General features: G+C 68.9%; 13 protein-coding genes. 2 read left to right on the top strand and 11 right to left on the bottom strand.

Annotated features, from left to right (window positions below; genetic code table 11):
- Positions 1-49: 49 nt before the first annotated feature.
- The 8 genes from MU407_RS14290 to MU407_RS01790 form a co-directional block, all read right to left on the bottom strand.
- On the bottom strand, positions 50-175 hold the full coding sequence (locus tag MU407_RS14290; protein ID WP_281507520.1) for a hypothetical protein: 126 nt from the start codon (positions 173-175) through the stop codon (positions 50-52).
- 42 nt (positions 176-217) lie between these two features.
- On the bottom strand, positions 218-634 hold the full coding sequence (locus MU407_RS01820) for a (deoxy)nucleoside triphosphate pyrophosphohydrolase (RefSeq protein WP_246954886.1): 417 nt from the start codon (positions 632-634) through the stop codon (positions 218-220).
- On the bottom strand, positions 631-2,487 hold the full coding sequence (recQ, locus tag MU407_RS01815) for a DNA helicase RecQ (RefSeq protein ID WP_246954885.1): 1,857 nt from the start codon (positions 2,485-2,487) through the stop codon (positions 631-633). The genes MU407_RS01820 and recQ overlap by 4 nt, the downstream gene beginning before the upstream one ends.
- Before the next feature lie 79 nt (positions 2,488-2,566).
- Positions 2,567-3,361: a hypothetical protein gene (locus MU407_RS01810; protein WP_246954883.1), complete on the bottom strand. Its 795-nt coding sequence runs from the start codon at positions 3,359-3,361 to the stop codon at positions 2,567-2,569.
- 146 nt (positions 3,362-3,507) lie between these two features.
- Complete coding sequence (locus tag MU407_RS01805; RefSeq protein ID WP_246954882.1) at positions 3,508-5,022, bottom strand: DUF1846 domain-containing protein; 1,515 nt, start codon at positions 5,020-5,022, stop codon at positions 3,508-3,510.
- 57 nt (positions 5,023-5,079) lie between these two features.
- Positions 5,080-5,607: an HNH endonuclease gene (locus MU407_RS01800; protein ID WP_102236390.1), complete on the bottom strand. Its 528-nt coding sequence runs from the start codon at positions 5,605-5,607 to the stop codon at positions 5,080-5,082.
- A 195-nt stretch (positions 5,608-5,802) separates the two neighbouring features.
- Complete coding sequence (locus tag MU407_RS01795) at positions 5,803-7,230, bottom strand: peptide MFS transporter (protein ID WP_246954915.1); 1,428 nt, start codon at positions 7,228-7,230, stop codon at positions 5,803-5,805.
- Positions 7,231-7,415: 185 nt separating this feature from the next.
- Positions 7,416-8,909: an NAD(P)/FAD-dependent oxidoreductase gene (locus MU407_RS01790; protein WP_246954881.1), complete on the bottom strand. Its 1,494-nt coding sequence runs from the start codon at positions 8,907-8,909 to the stop codon at positions 7,416-7,418.
- Positions 8,910-8,991: 82 nt separating this feature from the next.
- Between MU407_RS01790 and MU407_RS01785 the strand changes: the two genes are divergently transcribed.
- Positions 8,992-9,828 carry a siderophore-interacting protein gene (locus tag MU407_RS01785; protein WP_246954880.1) on the top strand — a complete coding sequence of 279 codons (837 nt, stop codon included), beginning with the start codon at positions 8,992-8,994 and terminating at the stop codon, positions 9,826-9,828.
- A gap of 10 nt (positions 9,829-9,838) precedes the next feature.
- A complete protein-coding gene (locus MU407_RS01780) occupies positions 9,839-10,480 on the top strand; it encodes a DNA-3-methyladenine glycosylase I (RefSeq protein ID WP_246954879.1) in 642 nt (213 codons plus the stop codon).
- Positions 10,481-10,493: 13 nt separating this feature from the next.
- On the opposite strand, the gene MU407_RS01775 is transcribed toward MU407_RS01780, so the two are convergent.
- The 3 genes from MU407_RS01775 to metG all read right to left on the bottom strand — a co-directional run bounded on the left by MU407_RS01775 (position 10,494) and on the right by metG (position 15,186).
- A complete protein-coding gene (locus tag MU407_RS01775; RefSeq protein ID WP_246954878.1) occupies positions 10,494-11,723 on the bottom strand; it encodes a Fic family protein in 1,230 nt (409 codons plus the stop codon).
- Between the two features lie 117 nt (positions 11,724-11,840).
- On the bottom strand, positions 11,841-13,289 hold the full coding sequence (locus tag MU407_RS01770) for a sugar porter family MFS transporter (RefSeq protein WP_246954877.1): 1,449 nt from the start codon (positions 13,287-13,289) through the stop codon (positions 11,841-11,843).
- A gap of 94 nt (positions 13,290-13,383) precedes the next feature.
- Positions 13,384-15,186 carry a methionine--tRNA ligase gene (gene metG, locus MU407_RS01765; RefSeq protein WP_246954875.1) on the bottom strand — a complete coding sequence of 601 codons (1,803 nt, stop codon included), beginning with the start codon at positions 15,184-15,186 and terminating at the stop codon, positions 13,384-13,386.
- Between the last annotated feature and the right edge of the window lie 270 nt (positions 15,187-15,456).

Genomic DNA, 15,456 nt, shown 5'->3' with positions numbered 1-15,456 from the left:
CTGCGATCTGCAGGTAGCGACCACCTATGCCGTGCCGTGGGAGGATCCCTCAGCGACGCTGCAGGAGGTTCTCATAGCGCTGGAAGGCACAGAAACGAGCACCGGTGCCGAGGTCACCCCGGGGACTCCAGCTGTCCACGCTGCGCTGCGCACCCAGGATCGACGAGCCGGTCATGCCGCAGATCGACGGGTATTGCTGAGCGCGTGAGCTGGTGATTCACACGTCCTCGAACATCGGACGCATGCCCTCCTGCACACGTCGCACGATCGGCCGATCCGGCGCTGCCCAGGTGAGATCGGTCAGCTCCGCCGGGGTGCACCACCGCAGGAGGTCATGATCCGTGCTCGTCCGGGGCGCGTCCCCGAGCAGACGCACCCAGTAGCAGTCCAGATGCAGCTCGCGCTCGCCGAGATCCTGCACCCCGCGGCCGATGAACCCGCCCACCTGGGCCCGCACTCCGAGCTCCTCCGCGAGCTCCCGGGCCAGCGCCTGCTGCGGGCTCTCGCCCGGCTCGACCTTCCCGCCAGGGAACTCCCACAGCCCGCCGGCCCGCAGCTCCGGGCGCCGACGGGCCGCGAGGATCCTCTCTTTATCGGTGATCACGGCCCCGACCACCAGCAGCGGCGTGCTCATGCGCGCTCCTCCAGCACCTGCAGCACAGCGTCCCCGTACTCCGCGAGCTTCTTCGCCCCCACACCGCTGATCTGCGAGAGCGCGTCGATGCTGGCGGGCTGATGCTCGGCGATCGCCACCAGCGTCGCATCGGAGAACACCATGTACGGCGGAATCTGCTTATCCCGCGCCACGCTCGTCCGCCAGGCCCGCAACGCCTCGAACCGCTCCCGCGGGGCGATCTCCAGGCCCTCCGCCGCCCGGGAGGGGCCGCGGCGGGAACGGGGACGGGTGGCCTTCACGGGGGTGCGCTCCACCGCGAGTTCAAGAGTCGTCTCGCCGTGCAGCACCGGTCCCGCATGCGGGCCCAGGACCAGCACCCCGTACTCACCCTGTGCCTCGATAATGCCGCGGGCCAGCAGCTGCCGCATCGCCGAGCGCCACTGCCGCGGGGAGAGCTCGGTGCCGATGCCCCAGACGCTCAGCTCCTCATGACGCGAGCGACGGGAACGCTCCGATTCCCGTCCCAGCATCACATCGATCACCTGCCCGGCACCGAAGCGCTGGTCTCGCTCCCGGTCCAGCCGCACGATCGCCGAGAGCAGCTTCTGCGCTGCGACCGTCGCATCCCAGGTCTCCGGAGGGCTCAGGCAGGTGTCGCAGTTCTCGCACGGGGCGGAGTGCTCCCCGAAGTAGCGCAGCAGCTGCGCGCGCCGACAGGTGACCGTCTCGCACAGCGCGAGCATCGCATCCAGATGCGCCCGCGCATTGCGTTTGTGCTGTTCGGACCCCTCGGAATCGTCGATGAATCGCCGCTGGGAGACGACGTCCCCGAGCCCGTAGGCCATCCACGCGGTCGAGGGCAGGCCGTCACGGCCGGCCCGCCCGGTCTCCTGGTAGTAGCCCTCGATCGATTTGGGCAGGTCCAGGTGCGCCACGAAACGCACATCAGGCTTGTCGATCCCCATGCCGAAGGCGATCGTTGCGACGATGATCAGCCCGTCGGCGCGCAGGAACCGTTCCTGATGATCCCGCCGCACCGAGGCCTCGAGCCCCGCATGGTAGGGCAGCGCCGGGATGCCGCGCTCCTGCAGGAACTGCGCAACCTGCTCGACGCTGCGCCGCGAGAGGCAGTACACGATCCCCGATTCGCCCTCATGCTCCGTGGTGATCAGCCGCAGCAGCTGCTCGCGGGCGTTGTTCTTCGGCTCGATGCGGTAGCGGATGTTCGGGCGATCGAAACTCGCGACGAAATGTCGCGCCTCGTGCAGCCGCAGCCTCTCGGTGAGCTCCCGGTGCGTGGCCTCGGTGGCGGTGGCGGTCAGGGCGATCCGCGGCACGGTGGGGAACTGCTCGGCCAGAACCGTCAGCCCCAGGTAGTCGGGCCGGAAGTCATGCCCCCACTGGGAGACGCAATGCGCCTCATCGATCGCGAACAGGGCCAGGCGCGCACGGCCCAGCAGGTCCAGGGTGCGCGGCAGCACCAGGCGCTCCGGCGCCATATACAGCAGGTCCAGCTCCCCGGACAGCAGCTGCTGCTCGACGGCCTGGGCCTCATGCGCAGCGAGCGTGGAGTTGAGGTACGCGGCCCGGATCCCGACCGCCTCGAGCGCGGCGACCTGATCGGCCATCAGCGCAATGAGCGGGGAGATGACGATTCCGGTGCCCTCGCGCAGCAAGGACGGGATCTGGTAGCACAGGGATTTTCCTCCGCCGGTGGGCATGAGCACGACCGCATCCCCACCGCCGGTGACCTGTTCGATGATCGCCGCCTGATCCCCGCGGAAGGAGTCGTAGCCGAAGACGCGCGAGAGCACCTCGAGCGCGGCCGATGGAGCAGGGGAGGGGGCAGCAGAAGGACCGGACGCGCTCATGGGCACCACTGTAGGAGGGCCGCTGGGGCGTCCGGCCCCTCGCAGGTCACGGGCCGATCCTCGTCGGCACCGGTGAGGGTCAGTCGGCTGGCGGCTCGGCGAAGAAGGCGCTGCGCACAGCCGTCGTCTCGGGGTCGCCCCCATCGACGATGCGCTCGACCGTCCACACGTCGCTGCTGGTGTCCACCGTGGAGGAGATGCCCTCCTCGATATCCGCGAGCAGCTCGCTGCCATCCTCGCAGCCGTACCAGGCGGCCTTGCCGTCATGGGTTTCCGTCCCGGTATGTGCGGCCGGGGAGCACGAGGTGCCATCGGTCAGCTCCAGCCGGATCGGCGTCGGCTCCGCCTCATCCTCCGGCTTCGCCCCGCCTGCCACCGCGGGTGACTCGAAGAAGATGGCCTTCTTGCTGTCCGCGCTCACCACGCACTGGACCATCTGATCGACATCCAGGATGCAGGCCACGGCGCTGTCCGCGGTGGCACCGCAGGAGAACACATCGGGGTTGTTCGCGTACGGCGAGTCAGTGATCGAGAAATCACACAGGTCCTGGTCGACCTCGGTCAGCTCCCAGTCATCCTCAATCCACTCGGATCCGATCACGGTCGGCTCGCCCTGCGCGGCATCGGAACCCTCCTCCCCGGAGTCCTCCCCGCCGGGGCCCTCCCCGGAGCCGTCCTCCTGCGAACCGTCCCCGTTCTCCTCCTCGGAGTCCTCAGCGGGGCTGTCCTCCTCCTGCGGATCGTCGTCCTGCGCCGGCTCCTCCTGTTGGGCCGGGGTGGTCGTCACTGGCTCCTCCTCGCCGCCGCAGGCGACGACTGCGAGGGCGAGCGCCGGGGCCGCCAGCGCGGCCAGGGTGCGTCGGGCGATGGTCATGGGTTTCCCCTTCGATCATGGGCGTGGTGCCCGTACCGATCCACGACTTCCCCGTGGACCGGATGACGTCTGTCCATCATCCATGGAACGCCTCGTGCCCCGTGCGCGCAAGAGGCGAGCGGGGGAGAGGCACCTATGGTGATCTCTCAGCGCTTGTGATACAGCGAACGCCGCTGGAACACGGGCTCGGAGGTCACCGCGATGCCGAGGCTGCGGAAGATCCCCTCATCCACCGTCCCCAGAATCGTGGTGGTGTGCACATCGCATCCGGCGAGGCTGCGCAGCTGATCGAGGGCCTTCCGGGCGGCCGGATCGCTCGAGGCGGAGACCGACAGCGCGATGAGCACCTCATCGGTGTGCAGACGCGGATTGCGCGAGCCCAGATGCTCGGTCTTGAGCGTCTGGATCGGCTCGATCGAGCTGGGGGACAGCAGCTTGACCGCTGGGTCGATCCCCGCCAGATGCTTGAGCGCGTTCAGCAGCATCGCCGCTGAGCACCCCAGCAGCGGGGAGGTCTTGCCGGTGATGATCGTCCCGTCGGCCAACTGGATGGCTGCCCCCGGTTCCCCGGTGCGCTGGGCGACCTCGCGGGCTGGACCCACCGGGGCACGGTCGACCGTGCGGCAGCCGGCCTTGGACATGACCATCGCCACCCGCTGCGAGACCTCGTCATCGCTGTCGTGGATGGCCTCGTCGACCACTGCTTTGTAGTAGCGGCGGATGATCTCTTGGCGGGAGGCCTCTTGGCACACCTCGTCATCGACCACGCAGTGCCCGGCCATATTCACCCCCATATCGGTGGGGGAGGCGTAGGGGGAGGAACCCGTGAGGCGCTCCAGCAGGCTGCGCAGCAGCGGGAACACCTCCACGTCCCGGTTGTAGCTCGTGACCTGCTTGCCGTAGGCGGCCAGGTGGAAGGGGTCGATGAGGTTCAGATCATCCAGGTCCGCGGTCGCGGCCTCATAGGCGAGATTCACCGGATGTTCGAGCGGCAGATTCCAGATCGGAAAGGTCTCGAACTTCGCGTACCCCGTCGCGATGCCCCGCTGATGCTCGTGATACAGCTGCGACAGGCACGTGGCGAGCTTGCCGGAGCCCGGCCCTGGGGCGGTGACCACCACCAGGTCCCGTGTCGTGGCGCTGTACTCGTTGATGCCGAAGCCCTGCGGGGAGACGATCCGGTCTACATCCTGCGGGTATCCGGGGATCACCCGATGGCGAGCGACCGCGAGCCCCAGGCGCTCGAGCCGCTGGGCGAAGGCATGGGCACGATGGTCGCTCTCCTCGAGCTGGGTGATCACCACGTGCTCGACGAGGAAGCCGCGCTCGCGGAACACATCCACCAGGCGCAGCACATCCTCCTCATAGGGGATGCCCAGATCGGCGCGGACCTTCTGGCGCTGCAGATCCTTCGCGTTCAGGCAGATGAGGATCTCCAGCTCATCGCGCAACCGCTCGAGCATCGCGATCTTGTCATCCACCCGGAACCCCGGCAGGACGCGGGAGGCGTGATGGTCGTCGAACAGCTTCCCGCCCATCTCCAGGTAGAGCTTCCCGCCGATCTGCTCGCGCCGGGCCTGAATGTGGCGGCTCTGGAGCTCCAGGTACTTCTCGCGGTCGAAGCCGAGGGGCGGGGTGGAGGGCGCAGGAGTGCTGGTCACCCTGTGAACGCTAGCACCCGCTGCGGCCCTTCGAGGGTGGAGCTGCGGCCGCGGGGCTCACACTCCCGCGAGCGCCGGGATCTGCTCCACATGTCCGCCCACGCGGTAGGCCACCGCCGGGTCGTAGGGCGCGAAGCGCAGCGGCATCCCGGCCTCCTCGGGGGTGCGGTCCGCCTTGCGGTTGTTGCACTCCCGGCATGCGCACACGAGGTTCAGCCAGGAGGACTCCCCGCCGCGGGAGACCGGCATGATGTGGTCCACCGTGGCCAGCAGCGCCTCACAGGCCGGGGCACGCGAGACGCTGCGCCCGCAGTAGGCGCAGGTGAAGTGGTCACGCTGGTGGATCGCCCGGTAGGAGAAGCCGATCGACCGATGCCCCGCGCCCTCCACCCAGGCTCCCGAGAGGGTGCGGGTGAGCTCGAGGGCGAGGGGAATGATGCGGTCCTCGATGATGGTGAGTTCCACCGGGTTCGCGACGCCGCGACGGATCATCCCGAAGGCATGGCGCACCGAGGTGGTGTGCAGCAACTCGCCCACCCCGGTGTCGGGGTCGTAGCCGCGGTTGTAGACCTTGACCTGGGACATGCCGCACCTCCTCGCGCCCTCGCCTTCTGGCGACAGTGTGCGCCGCATGCTGGGGCGTGTCACGGGAATACTCCCGCACACGGATATCGCGGAGGTGACGACATGCCGGATGGCCGAGGAACACCCGATGACCGACAGCCGACGGGGACGTGAGCAGCTCACGTCCCCGTCGGATCTAGTGATGGTGGGAGGTGCTCAGCGCACCCCGCGCATGGCCCGGTGCACCGGGCGGGAGATCGCCAGCATGACCACGCCGATGCCGATGGTCACCGCACCGAGGGTGCCGAAGTAGGCGACCTCGGCGTCGGCGGAGTAGAACCCGGCGAGCGACCCGGACAGCGCGGTGCCCAGCGCCACCGACAGGTTGTACAGCGCCATCATCATCACGGGGAAGGCGCGCGGCGCGAGCTTGGTGGACAGCGACAGGCCGACGGGGGACAGCGACAGCTCACCGAGCGTCGCCACCAGCATGATCAGGCCGATCCACAGCACCGGCACGGCGGCGACGCTTGCCATCGGCAGGAAGAGCAGGAACGCGGCGCCCATGAGGATGATGCCGATGCCGAACTTCGTGGGGGTGACGGGCTGCCGGGTGCCGAGCTTCGTCCAGAGCGCGGCGAACACCGGTGCCAGCACGATGATGAAGAAGGGGTTGAATGACTGCGCCCAGGAGATCGGCATCTCCCAGTCGCCGAGGAACGGGATGGACAGCACCCGGTCCAGGCGGGTGTCCGAGTACAGGGTGATCACCGTGAACTGCTGCTGGAACAGGGCGAAGAACGCGGAGGTGCCGATGAACATCGGAATGAAGGCGATGACGCGCGAGCGCTCATCGGCGTCGACCTTCTTCGAGGTCAGCAGCACCGCGAAGATGACGATCGCACCGATCACCGACAGGGCGACGACCACGTCGGCGAGGTTCCCGGCGTTGAGCACCCCGGTCATGGCGAGCACCACGACAAGTGCGATCGAGCCGGCGGCCAGTGCGCCCCACAGCGGGTATTGCGAGCGCGGCAGCGGGTCCGGGACGCGGTGCACGCTGGCCGGTAGGCCCTTGCGGGTCAGGACGTACTGGGCCAGCCCGATCGCCATACCGATCGCCGCGAGCCCGAATCCTAGGTGGAAGCCCCAGGTCTGCTGGGCGAGCCCGGTCACGAGCGGCCCGAACAGGCCGCCGATGTTGACCCCCATGTAGTAGATCGAGAAGCCGGCGTCACGCCGCGGGTCATCGCGCGTGTACAGGGAGCCGACGAGCGTGGCAGCGGTGGATTTCAGGCCGCCCGAGCCGACGCCCACCAGCAGCAGGCCCATCATGAGGCCGACCACGCCCGGCACGAGGGCGAGGGCGATATGGCCGACCATGATCATCACGGCGGAGCCGAAGAGGGTCTTCTCGGGGCCCAGCAGGCGGTCGGAGACCAGCGCGCCGATGATCGAGAACAGGTACACCGACCCGCCGTAGGCACCCACGACGCCGAGCGCGATGTGCTCATCGATGCCCAGTCCGCCTTGGGTGGCGGCGAAGTACATGTAGATCGCGAGGATCCCCTGCATGCCGTAGAAGCTGAAGCGCTCCCACATCTCAACGCTGAACAGGTTCGCCAGCGGTCGCGGCTGACCCATGAAGGTCTTGCCGGTGGGGTTGTGCGCGGCGGCGTCATCCGCCTCAGCGGTGGCGATACCGGCGCCGCCGGTGGGCGTGCCGGGCTTGGGAGACTGGGGATCAATCGGGTCGGTGGAACTCACGAGGAGCCATGGTGCTCCTCTCCCGGCCCGATGGCAAAGTATGCAGGGCGGTGTGTGATAAGTCAGTCGGTGGGTGAGAGGCGGGGCAGCTGCGTGATGCCGAACTCCCGCGCGAGCACCCGACGGGCCGCATGTAGCCCGGACATGCCGTGCACACCCGGGCCGGGCGGAGTCGCCGAGGAGCACAGATACCAGCCGGTCTCGGCCAGGCGGAAGGGATCCCATGCGGCGGTGGGCCGGGCGATCATCGTCCGCATCGTCACCTGGCCCATCGCGATATCTCCGCCGAGCAGCGCCGGATTGTGGTGCGCCATTTCCGCGGCCGGAACGCCGCGGGAGGCGACTACGAGATCCCGCACCCCTGGAGCAAAGCGCTCGATCTGGGCGAGCACCCGCTCGGTGGGGTCGGTGGGGTCACCGGCCGGAACATGCGCGTACGCCCACACCGGGCGCAGCCCGTCGACGACCCGGGAAGGATCAGCCACCGTCGGATCGGAGACCAGGGTGAGGGGGCGATCCGGCAGGCGCCCCGCCGCGACCTGCGCCTCCGCGTGCGCCATCTGCGCGCGCGTGCCGCCCAGATGCTGGGTGCCTGCCCGGCCCACCTCCGGATCGCGCCAAGGGATCGGGCCGGAGAGCACCAGATCGACCTTTGCTGCGGCGTTCCCGCGTGGGAACTGCCGCAACGAGCGTTCCAGCCGCGCCGGCAGACGGTTCGCGAGGATTCGTGCGGCCGTCGGCGCGGGCACATCCAGCAGCACCGCGCGGGCCGGCGGCACATCCCGCCAGGTCCGTACGGCGTGACCGGTGGTGATGCTGCCGCCGTGGGCGGCGAGATCCGAGGCCAGCGCATCAATGATCACCTGGGAGCCGCCGATGGGGATCGGCCAGCCGGTCCCGTGCGCAATCGTTCCCAGCAGCGCGCTGGTCGCGGCGAGGGCGGGGGAGGGCAGGGGGCCGATGGCGTGGGCAGCGACGCCTGCCAACAGTGCCCGGGCCCGTTCGGTGCCAAAGGGCTGATTCCAGGCGGGGCTGCCCTGGAGGGCGATGAGGCTCCCGAACAGGGCGGCGATTCCCGGGGCGGCGGGGGAGAAGAGACCGGAGGGCAGGGAGCGCTTATCGGATAGGGCGAGCTCCACCACGAGCCCCTCGTGCCGGGCCAGGGTTCCCAGGATCCGCCGCCACGCCGCGCCGTCGGCCCCCAGGCCTTCCGCTGTGCGCTCCACGTCATGCCAGGCGATGGCGGCGGGCTCGCGGTCCAGAGGCTGCGCATAGGAGGCCTCCGGAGCGATGGTCCGCACCCCGCGAGAGGGGAGATCGAAGGCGGCGAAGAAGGGGCTCGCGAGCGCAAGCGGATGCACCGCCGAACACAGGTCATGCCTGATTCCCGGAGCGAGACCGAGATCCAGGGTGCGGGCACCCCCGCCGATCGTCTCCTGCGCCTCGAGCACCTGGACGGCAAGTCCCGACCGAGCGAGGATCACGGCGGCCGCTAGGCCGTTGGGACCCGAGCCCACGATCGCGACGTCCACCTCGGGACGGGCTGCTGCGCTCATAGGGGCCAGGGTACGGGGTTCGAGATGTCGCTCATCGGCGAGGACTATTTTCGAAAAGCACTCGTCCCGTAATATGGGGCGCATGTCCGTCACGCCGACCGAAACCACCCGAAGCCCTCGACCCCCGCGCCCCCAGGCCGTCCTGGAGGTGGTGGGCAAGCAGCGGCTGTCCCCCCGCCTGCTGCGCCTGACCCTGGGCGGGGACGGGTATCAGGTGCTGCGGCGCAATGAGCACACCGATGCGTATGTGAAGCTCCTCCTGCCCGCCCCTGGCAGCGGTCTGACCCCACCCTTCGACATGGATCGGCTGCGGGAGGAATCGCCCGATCTGCTGCCCTCCCGCCGCACCTACACCGTGCGGCACTGGGATGACGAGCAGGGACGCATCGATCTGGACGTGGTGCTGCACGCGGAGGGGGATGCCACCGGGATCGCCGCCCGCTGGGCGGACCAGGCGCAGCCTGGAGACCGAGTGGCCATGAACGGTGCCGGTGGTGCATACAGCCCGGATCCGACGGCCCGTGAGCACCTGCTGATCGGGGACCATGCGGCGCTGCCCGCGATCGCGGCGGCACTCGAGAGCATGGATGAGCAGGCGCGCGGCCGCGCCCTCATCCACCTTGAGCATGACGAGGACCGTCTGCGTCTCGACCATCCCGCGGGCATCGAGGTCATCTGGGTGATCGGAGAACGGGAGGAGCTGCTGGAGCGCGTGCGCTCCCTCGAGCTGGCCCCGGAGGGCCTGCAGGTGTTCTGCCATGCGGAGCGGGGCCTGACCAAGCAGCTGCGCCGCGCGCTGGTCACCGAGGCGCAGATCCCGCGAGAGCAGATCTCCATCTCCGCCTACTGGGCGCTCGGCCGGATCGAGGACCAGTTCCAGGCGGAGAAGAAGGAACCCGTCGGCCAGATCGACGAGTGAGCGCCCCGCGATGAGCGCGCAACCGGACCTGGTGTACGGAGAGGACGGGCTCGCACGCCCCGCCTGGGCAAGCGTGCACGCGGACCTGCGCGAGTACTACGACACCGAATGGGGCATGCCCGTCACCGAGGAGACCGGCGTGTTCGAGCGCCTGGCCCTCGAGGGCTTCCAGTCCGGGCTCTCCTGGGCGACGATCCTGCGCCGCCGCGAGGGCTTCCGCCGCGCCTTCGCGGGGTTCGCGGTGGATGCGGTCGCCGGATTCGACGACGGTGATGTCCAGCGCCTGCTGGACGATCGCGGCATCATCCGGCATCGCGGAAAGATCGAAGCGACGATCAGCAACGCCCGCGCCGCCCAACACCTGCGGGGCTGGGACGGGCCCGGATCGGACCTCGCGAGCTTCGTATGGTCCCATCGGCCCGAGCGCACACCCATGCCGCGCACGGTGGCCGACGTGCCCACGACCTCACCGGAGTCCCGAGCGCTCGCCGCCGCCCTCAAGGCCCGCGGCTTCCGCTTCGTCGGCCCCACCACCATGTTCGCCCTCATGGAGGCGATCGGGATCGTGGACACCCACTTGGTGGGCTCGCATCGGCGGGGCTGCTCAGGACTGTGGACGGCCGACGGGACCTGGGCGGGTGGCGCCGTGTGAGGGAGCGGAGCGTTCAGGCGCGGCGCCGGGCCCGCTCGGCGTAGGCGTCGAGAATGCTGAGCACGTCCTTCTGCACCCAGACGCGGTTACGAGAGCGCCCGGTCGCCTCCTGGAGGATTCCGGCGTCGGTCAGCTGCCCGAGTGCGCGCAGCGCCGTCATCGCGCTCACGCCCAGCTGAGCTTCCAGATAGGGCGTGTTGACCACGGGGTTTCCCACCAGCAGAGGGAGCACTCGCCAGGCCGTCGCGTGGGGCCGCAACCCGGTCAGTTGCTCACGGCAGCGATCCAGCACTGCCGCAAGCTCCTCGATGAGCTCGCTGCCCGTCTGAGCGGCGAAGAGCGCGGCGAGCACGAACTGCTCGATGATCGGGCCCGCGTCCCCGCGCCGGAAGGCGGTCAGCGCCTCGATGTAGTCGCCGTGACGGTGGAGCAACCCGGAAGAGACCGGGGCCGTCTGCCGGGTGAGGAGCCCCTTGCCATGGAGCATCGCGTGGACGAGGGCGCGGCCAGTGCGCCCGTTGCCATCGGCGAAGGGGTGAATGGTCTCGAACTGGGCATGCGCGATCGCGGCATGCACCAGGATGGGAAGGTCCTGCCGGCCGATGAACGTGATGAGGTCCGTCATCGCGGCAGGAACGTCCTCCGCCTCCGGCGCGATATGAACGGCATGGCGCGGCGAGGAGCCGTCCTTCCCCACCCACACCAGGGAGCTGCGCAGCTGTCCCGCCTCTCGGCCCGCCAGACCCCGCGTACCCTGCAGGAGCTCTCGATGCATCGCGAGAATCGCCTCGAGGTCCAGGGTGTCCGCGAGCCGCAGTGCGGCCTCCATCGTGCGCACATTCGCCAGCACAGCGGTGGCGTTCGCGCTGCGGCTCTCCTGCAGCTCCGCGAGGGCGAGCTGGCGTGCCCCCACGGTGAGGTCCTCGATCTGCGAGGAGGATGCGGATTCGGTGCGCAGCAGGATGGAGCTCATGGGGCCGACGGCCGCATTGCCAGCGCCCAGCCGTGCATCCGCCAGCGAGTCGTACCGCACAAGCGCCTTCTCGGCGTCGGAAACTGCTGCGCTCAGGTCGAGAGGGACCGTGAGATCGGCGTGCGCCAGGGGAGCGGGCAGCGTGGCCTCGTAGGGCCCGGTGCCGCGAGCGCGTGCGCTGCGCGAGACCATGCCATCGTCCGGCACGTGCCAGTAGCCGGGGCGGACGCCGACGGGCGGCACGGGGACCGTGACAGGAACTGTGACCATGACGGGACTGTACTAACACTTCTTGGAAGAAGTGTGAGTAAGGAATGGGCGGGCGAGCACTTCTCTCGCAGAGAGCTCAAGGCTGCCGGCATTGACGCGAGACGGCAGGCCCGCCCCTCAGCGTGCGGCGCGCCCCAGCTGCAGGTCATCCATGTCCTCCAGCTCGCGGTCCTTGGTCTCGGGCACCCAGCGCCACACGAAGCCGAGGCTCATCAGCGCGAACACCGCATACAGCCCGTAGGCGAGGGTCAGGCCCACCTCCGCGAGCGCCGGGAAGGTGGTGGAGACCGCGAAGTTCGCCGCCCACTGGGCGGCCGCGGCCACCGCGAGCGCTGAGGCGCGGATGCGGTTGGGGAAGATCTCGCCCAGCAGCACCCACACCAGCGGACCCCACGTGGTGCCGAAGAACAGCACGAAGGCGTTCGCGGCGATCAGCGCGATCGTGGACCACGGCTCAGGGAGCGTCAGGGCGTCGGCCCCACCGGAGGTGTCGGCGAAGGAGAACGCGAGCGCCATCAGGCCCAGCGACACGGTCATCCCGGCGCTGCCCACCAGCAGCATGACGCGTCGGCCCACCCGGTCCACCAGGGCGATCGCAATGATCGTCGCGACGATGTTCATCACCGAGGTGATGGTCGAGGTCAGCAGTGCCTGCGACTCATCGAAGCCCACCGAGCGCCACAGCGTCGTGGAGTAGTAGAAGATGACGTTGATGCCCACCAGCTGCTGGAACAGCGACAGCAGGATGCCCAGCCACACGATCGGCTGCAGCCCGGCAGTCTGGCCCCGCAGATCCCGCAGGCTCTCCTTCTCCTCCCGCTCGAGCGAGGTGCGGATCTGCTCGATCTTGAGGTTGACATCGATCTCGCCGGTGACATCCAGCAGCACCTTCGAGGCCTTGTCGATCTCACCCTTCCCGATCAGATAGCGCGGGGACTCCGGCAGGAACAGCGCCATGATCCCGTAGATCGCCGCGGGCACCGCCTCGATCATGAACATCCAGCGCCACGCACCGATGCCGAACCAGAACTGCTCGGCTGCACCGCCGGAGGTGTTCGCGATCAGCGCGTTCGACAGCAGCGCCGTGAAGATACCCAGCACGATCGCCAGCTGCTGCAGGGAGCCCAGACGTCCGCGATACCGGGCGGGAGCCACCTCGGCGATGTACGCGGGGGCGATCACACTCGCCGCCCCTACGCCCAGGCCGCCGACCACGCGCCACAGGATCAGATACCACACCCCGAACGCGAGGCCGGACCCGATCGCGGAGGCGAGGAACAGGATCGCGGCGATCACCATCACGGGGATGCGGCCGAAACGGTTGGCGAGCGAGCCGGCGAACCAGGCGCCCACGGCGCAGCCGATCAGCGCGGAGGACACCGCGAAGCCGGTCAGACCCGCTCCGAGCGCGAACTCGCCGGAGAGCGCATCGACCGCGCCGTTGATCACGGAGGTGTCGAAGCCGAACAGGAATCCCCCCACGGCAGCGGCGACGCTGACTCCGATGACCTTGGGGTTCAGCGATGGCGCTGCGGAGGGCGGAGAGGCGGAGGAGGGAGAGGACATGGCGACCCCACAACGGCTCGGGGATATGAGGGATCCGACGCTACCCCGTCGGCGCTCTTCGTGCCCGCCGTGGTGCCTGTGATCGCCCCGGATCTCAGCCCTCGGTGGTCTCCGCCTCCAGGCGGGCCAGCTCCTCCTCGGCCACCTTCGGGTCCAGCTTGACGAAGATCGGGGTGGGCTTGCTGACCGGTCGGCCCGGTGTGACCGGGTGGTGGCCCCAGGCGGGCACATCGGTGTAGTCACCGGTGATCACGGGATAGCCCGGCCCGCCGTCGAGGTCCTCGACCTCCTCGATCCGCGGCATCGGCGCGATGATCCGCTCGCCGCCGAGGGCTTTCTCCACCGCGTTCGCGGAATGCGGCAAAAACGGCGCAAGCATCGTATTCAGGTCCGTGACGGCCTGCGCGAGAACGTGCAGCACGGTGAGCAGGCGCGGCCGCTGCTCCTCAGCCTTCATCTTGAACGGCTCAGTCTCGGAGACGTACCTGTTCGCCACCCCCACCAGACGCATGACCTCGGCGATCGCATTGCGCTGGTGGTGGCGCTCGATGAGATCGCCCACCGTGGTGAACCCCTCGCGGATCGCCTCGAGCAGGCGCCGGTCCACGTCCTCGAGCTCCCCGGCCGCGGGAATCTCGCCGACGTTCTTCGCGATCATCGCGGCGGTGCGGTTGACCAGGTTGCCCCAGCCAGCCACGAGCTCATTGTTGGTGCGGGAGACGAACTCGCTCCACGTGAAGTCCGCATCCTGGTTCTCCGGCCCGGCCGCGGAGATGAAATAGCGCAGCGCATCGGGCTGGTAGCGCTCGAGGACATCGCGCACGTAGATGACCACGCCCTTGGAGGAGGAGAACTTCTTGCCCTCCATGGTGAGGAACTCGCTGGAGACCACCTCGGTGGGCAGATTCAGCTCACCGAAGGCGCCGGGCTCACCCCCCTTGTCTCCCGCCCCGTTCTGGGCGAGCATTTCCGCTGGCCAGATCTGGGAGTGGAAGACGATGTTGTCCTTGCCCATGAAGTAGTAGGACAGCGCCTGCGGATCGTTCCACCACTTCTTCCAGGCGTCGGGGTCGCCGGTGCGGCGCGCCCATTCGATCGAGGCGGACAGGTAGCCGATCACGGCATCGAACCACACGTACAGGCGCTTGTTCGGCTGGTCCTCCCAGCCCGGCACCGGGATGCCCCAGTCGATGTCCCGGGTCATGGCGCGCGGGCGGATGTCCTCCAGGATGTTCTGGGAGAAGCGGATGACGTTCGGGCGCCACAGCCCCGTGGCCTCCCGCTCATCCAGCCAGCGCCCCAGCTCCGCAGCGAGCGCCGGCAGGTCCAGGAACCAGTGGGTGGTCTCGATGAACTCTGGGGTCTCACCGTTGATGCGGGAGACGGGGTCGATGAGATCGGTGGGATCGAGCTGGTTGCCGCAGGCATCGCACTGATCGCCGCGCGCCCCGGGGGTCTTGCAGATCGGGCAGGTGCCTTCGATGTACCGGTCCGGCAGGGTGCGGCCGGTCGACGGGGAGATCGCGCCGCGGGTGGGCTGCTCGATCATGTAGCCGTTGTCCCGCACGGTCACGAACATGTCCTGCACCACCTGGTAGTGGTTGCGGGTGGTGGTGCGGGTGAAGAGGTCGTAGGAGAGCCCCAGCGCGACCAGGTCCTCGACGATGAGGCGGTTGTTGCGGTCGGCGAGGTCGCGGGCGCTCACGCCCTGCTTATCGGCCTCCACCAGGATCGGGGTGCCGTGCTCGTCGGTGCCGGAGACCATGAGCACGTCATGTCCGGCCATGCGCATGTACCGGGAGAAGACGTCGGAGGGGACGCCGAACCCGGCGACGTGACCGATGTGGCGGGGACCGTTGGCATACGGCCAGGCGACCGCGGACAGGACTGTGCTCATGGGAGTCGATTCTACTGGCGCGGATCCATGAGTGTGTCCGTGCTCCCGGCCGGGTACTGGCACAGTGTCCGATGCGAGACGGTTCCGAACGATGTGCAGCGACGCGGTCATCCCTCCACACTAGACACCTCACCGCCGAGGTGGCCGGCGCTGATCCGAGCCGAGGAAATCACGTGGCATGAGACGGACCGGGCCCCGTAACGTGGATGCCATGAGGTACTGCATGTCGACCGCGGCCATGGCGCCGCGCCCCCGCGCCCGCCGCTGACG

It is taken from the genome of Brachybacterium sp. Marseille-Q7125, from assembly GCF_023062615.1.
GTDB lineage: Bacteria > Actinomycetota > Actinomycetes > Actinomycetales > Dermabacteraceae > Brachybacterium.
The sequence above is the reverse complement of the archived record's forward strand: the minus strand, read 5'-3'. Positions and strand labels throughout refer to the sequence as shown.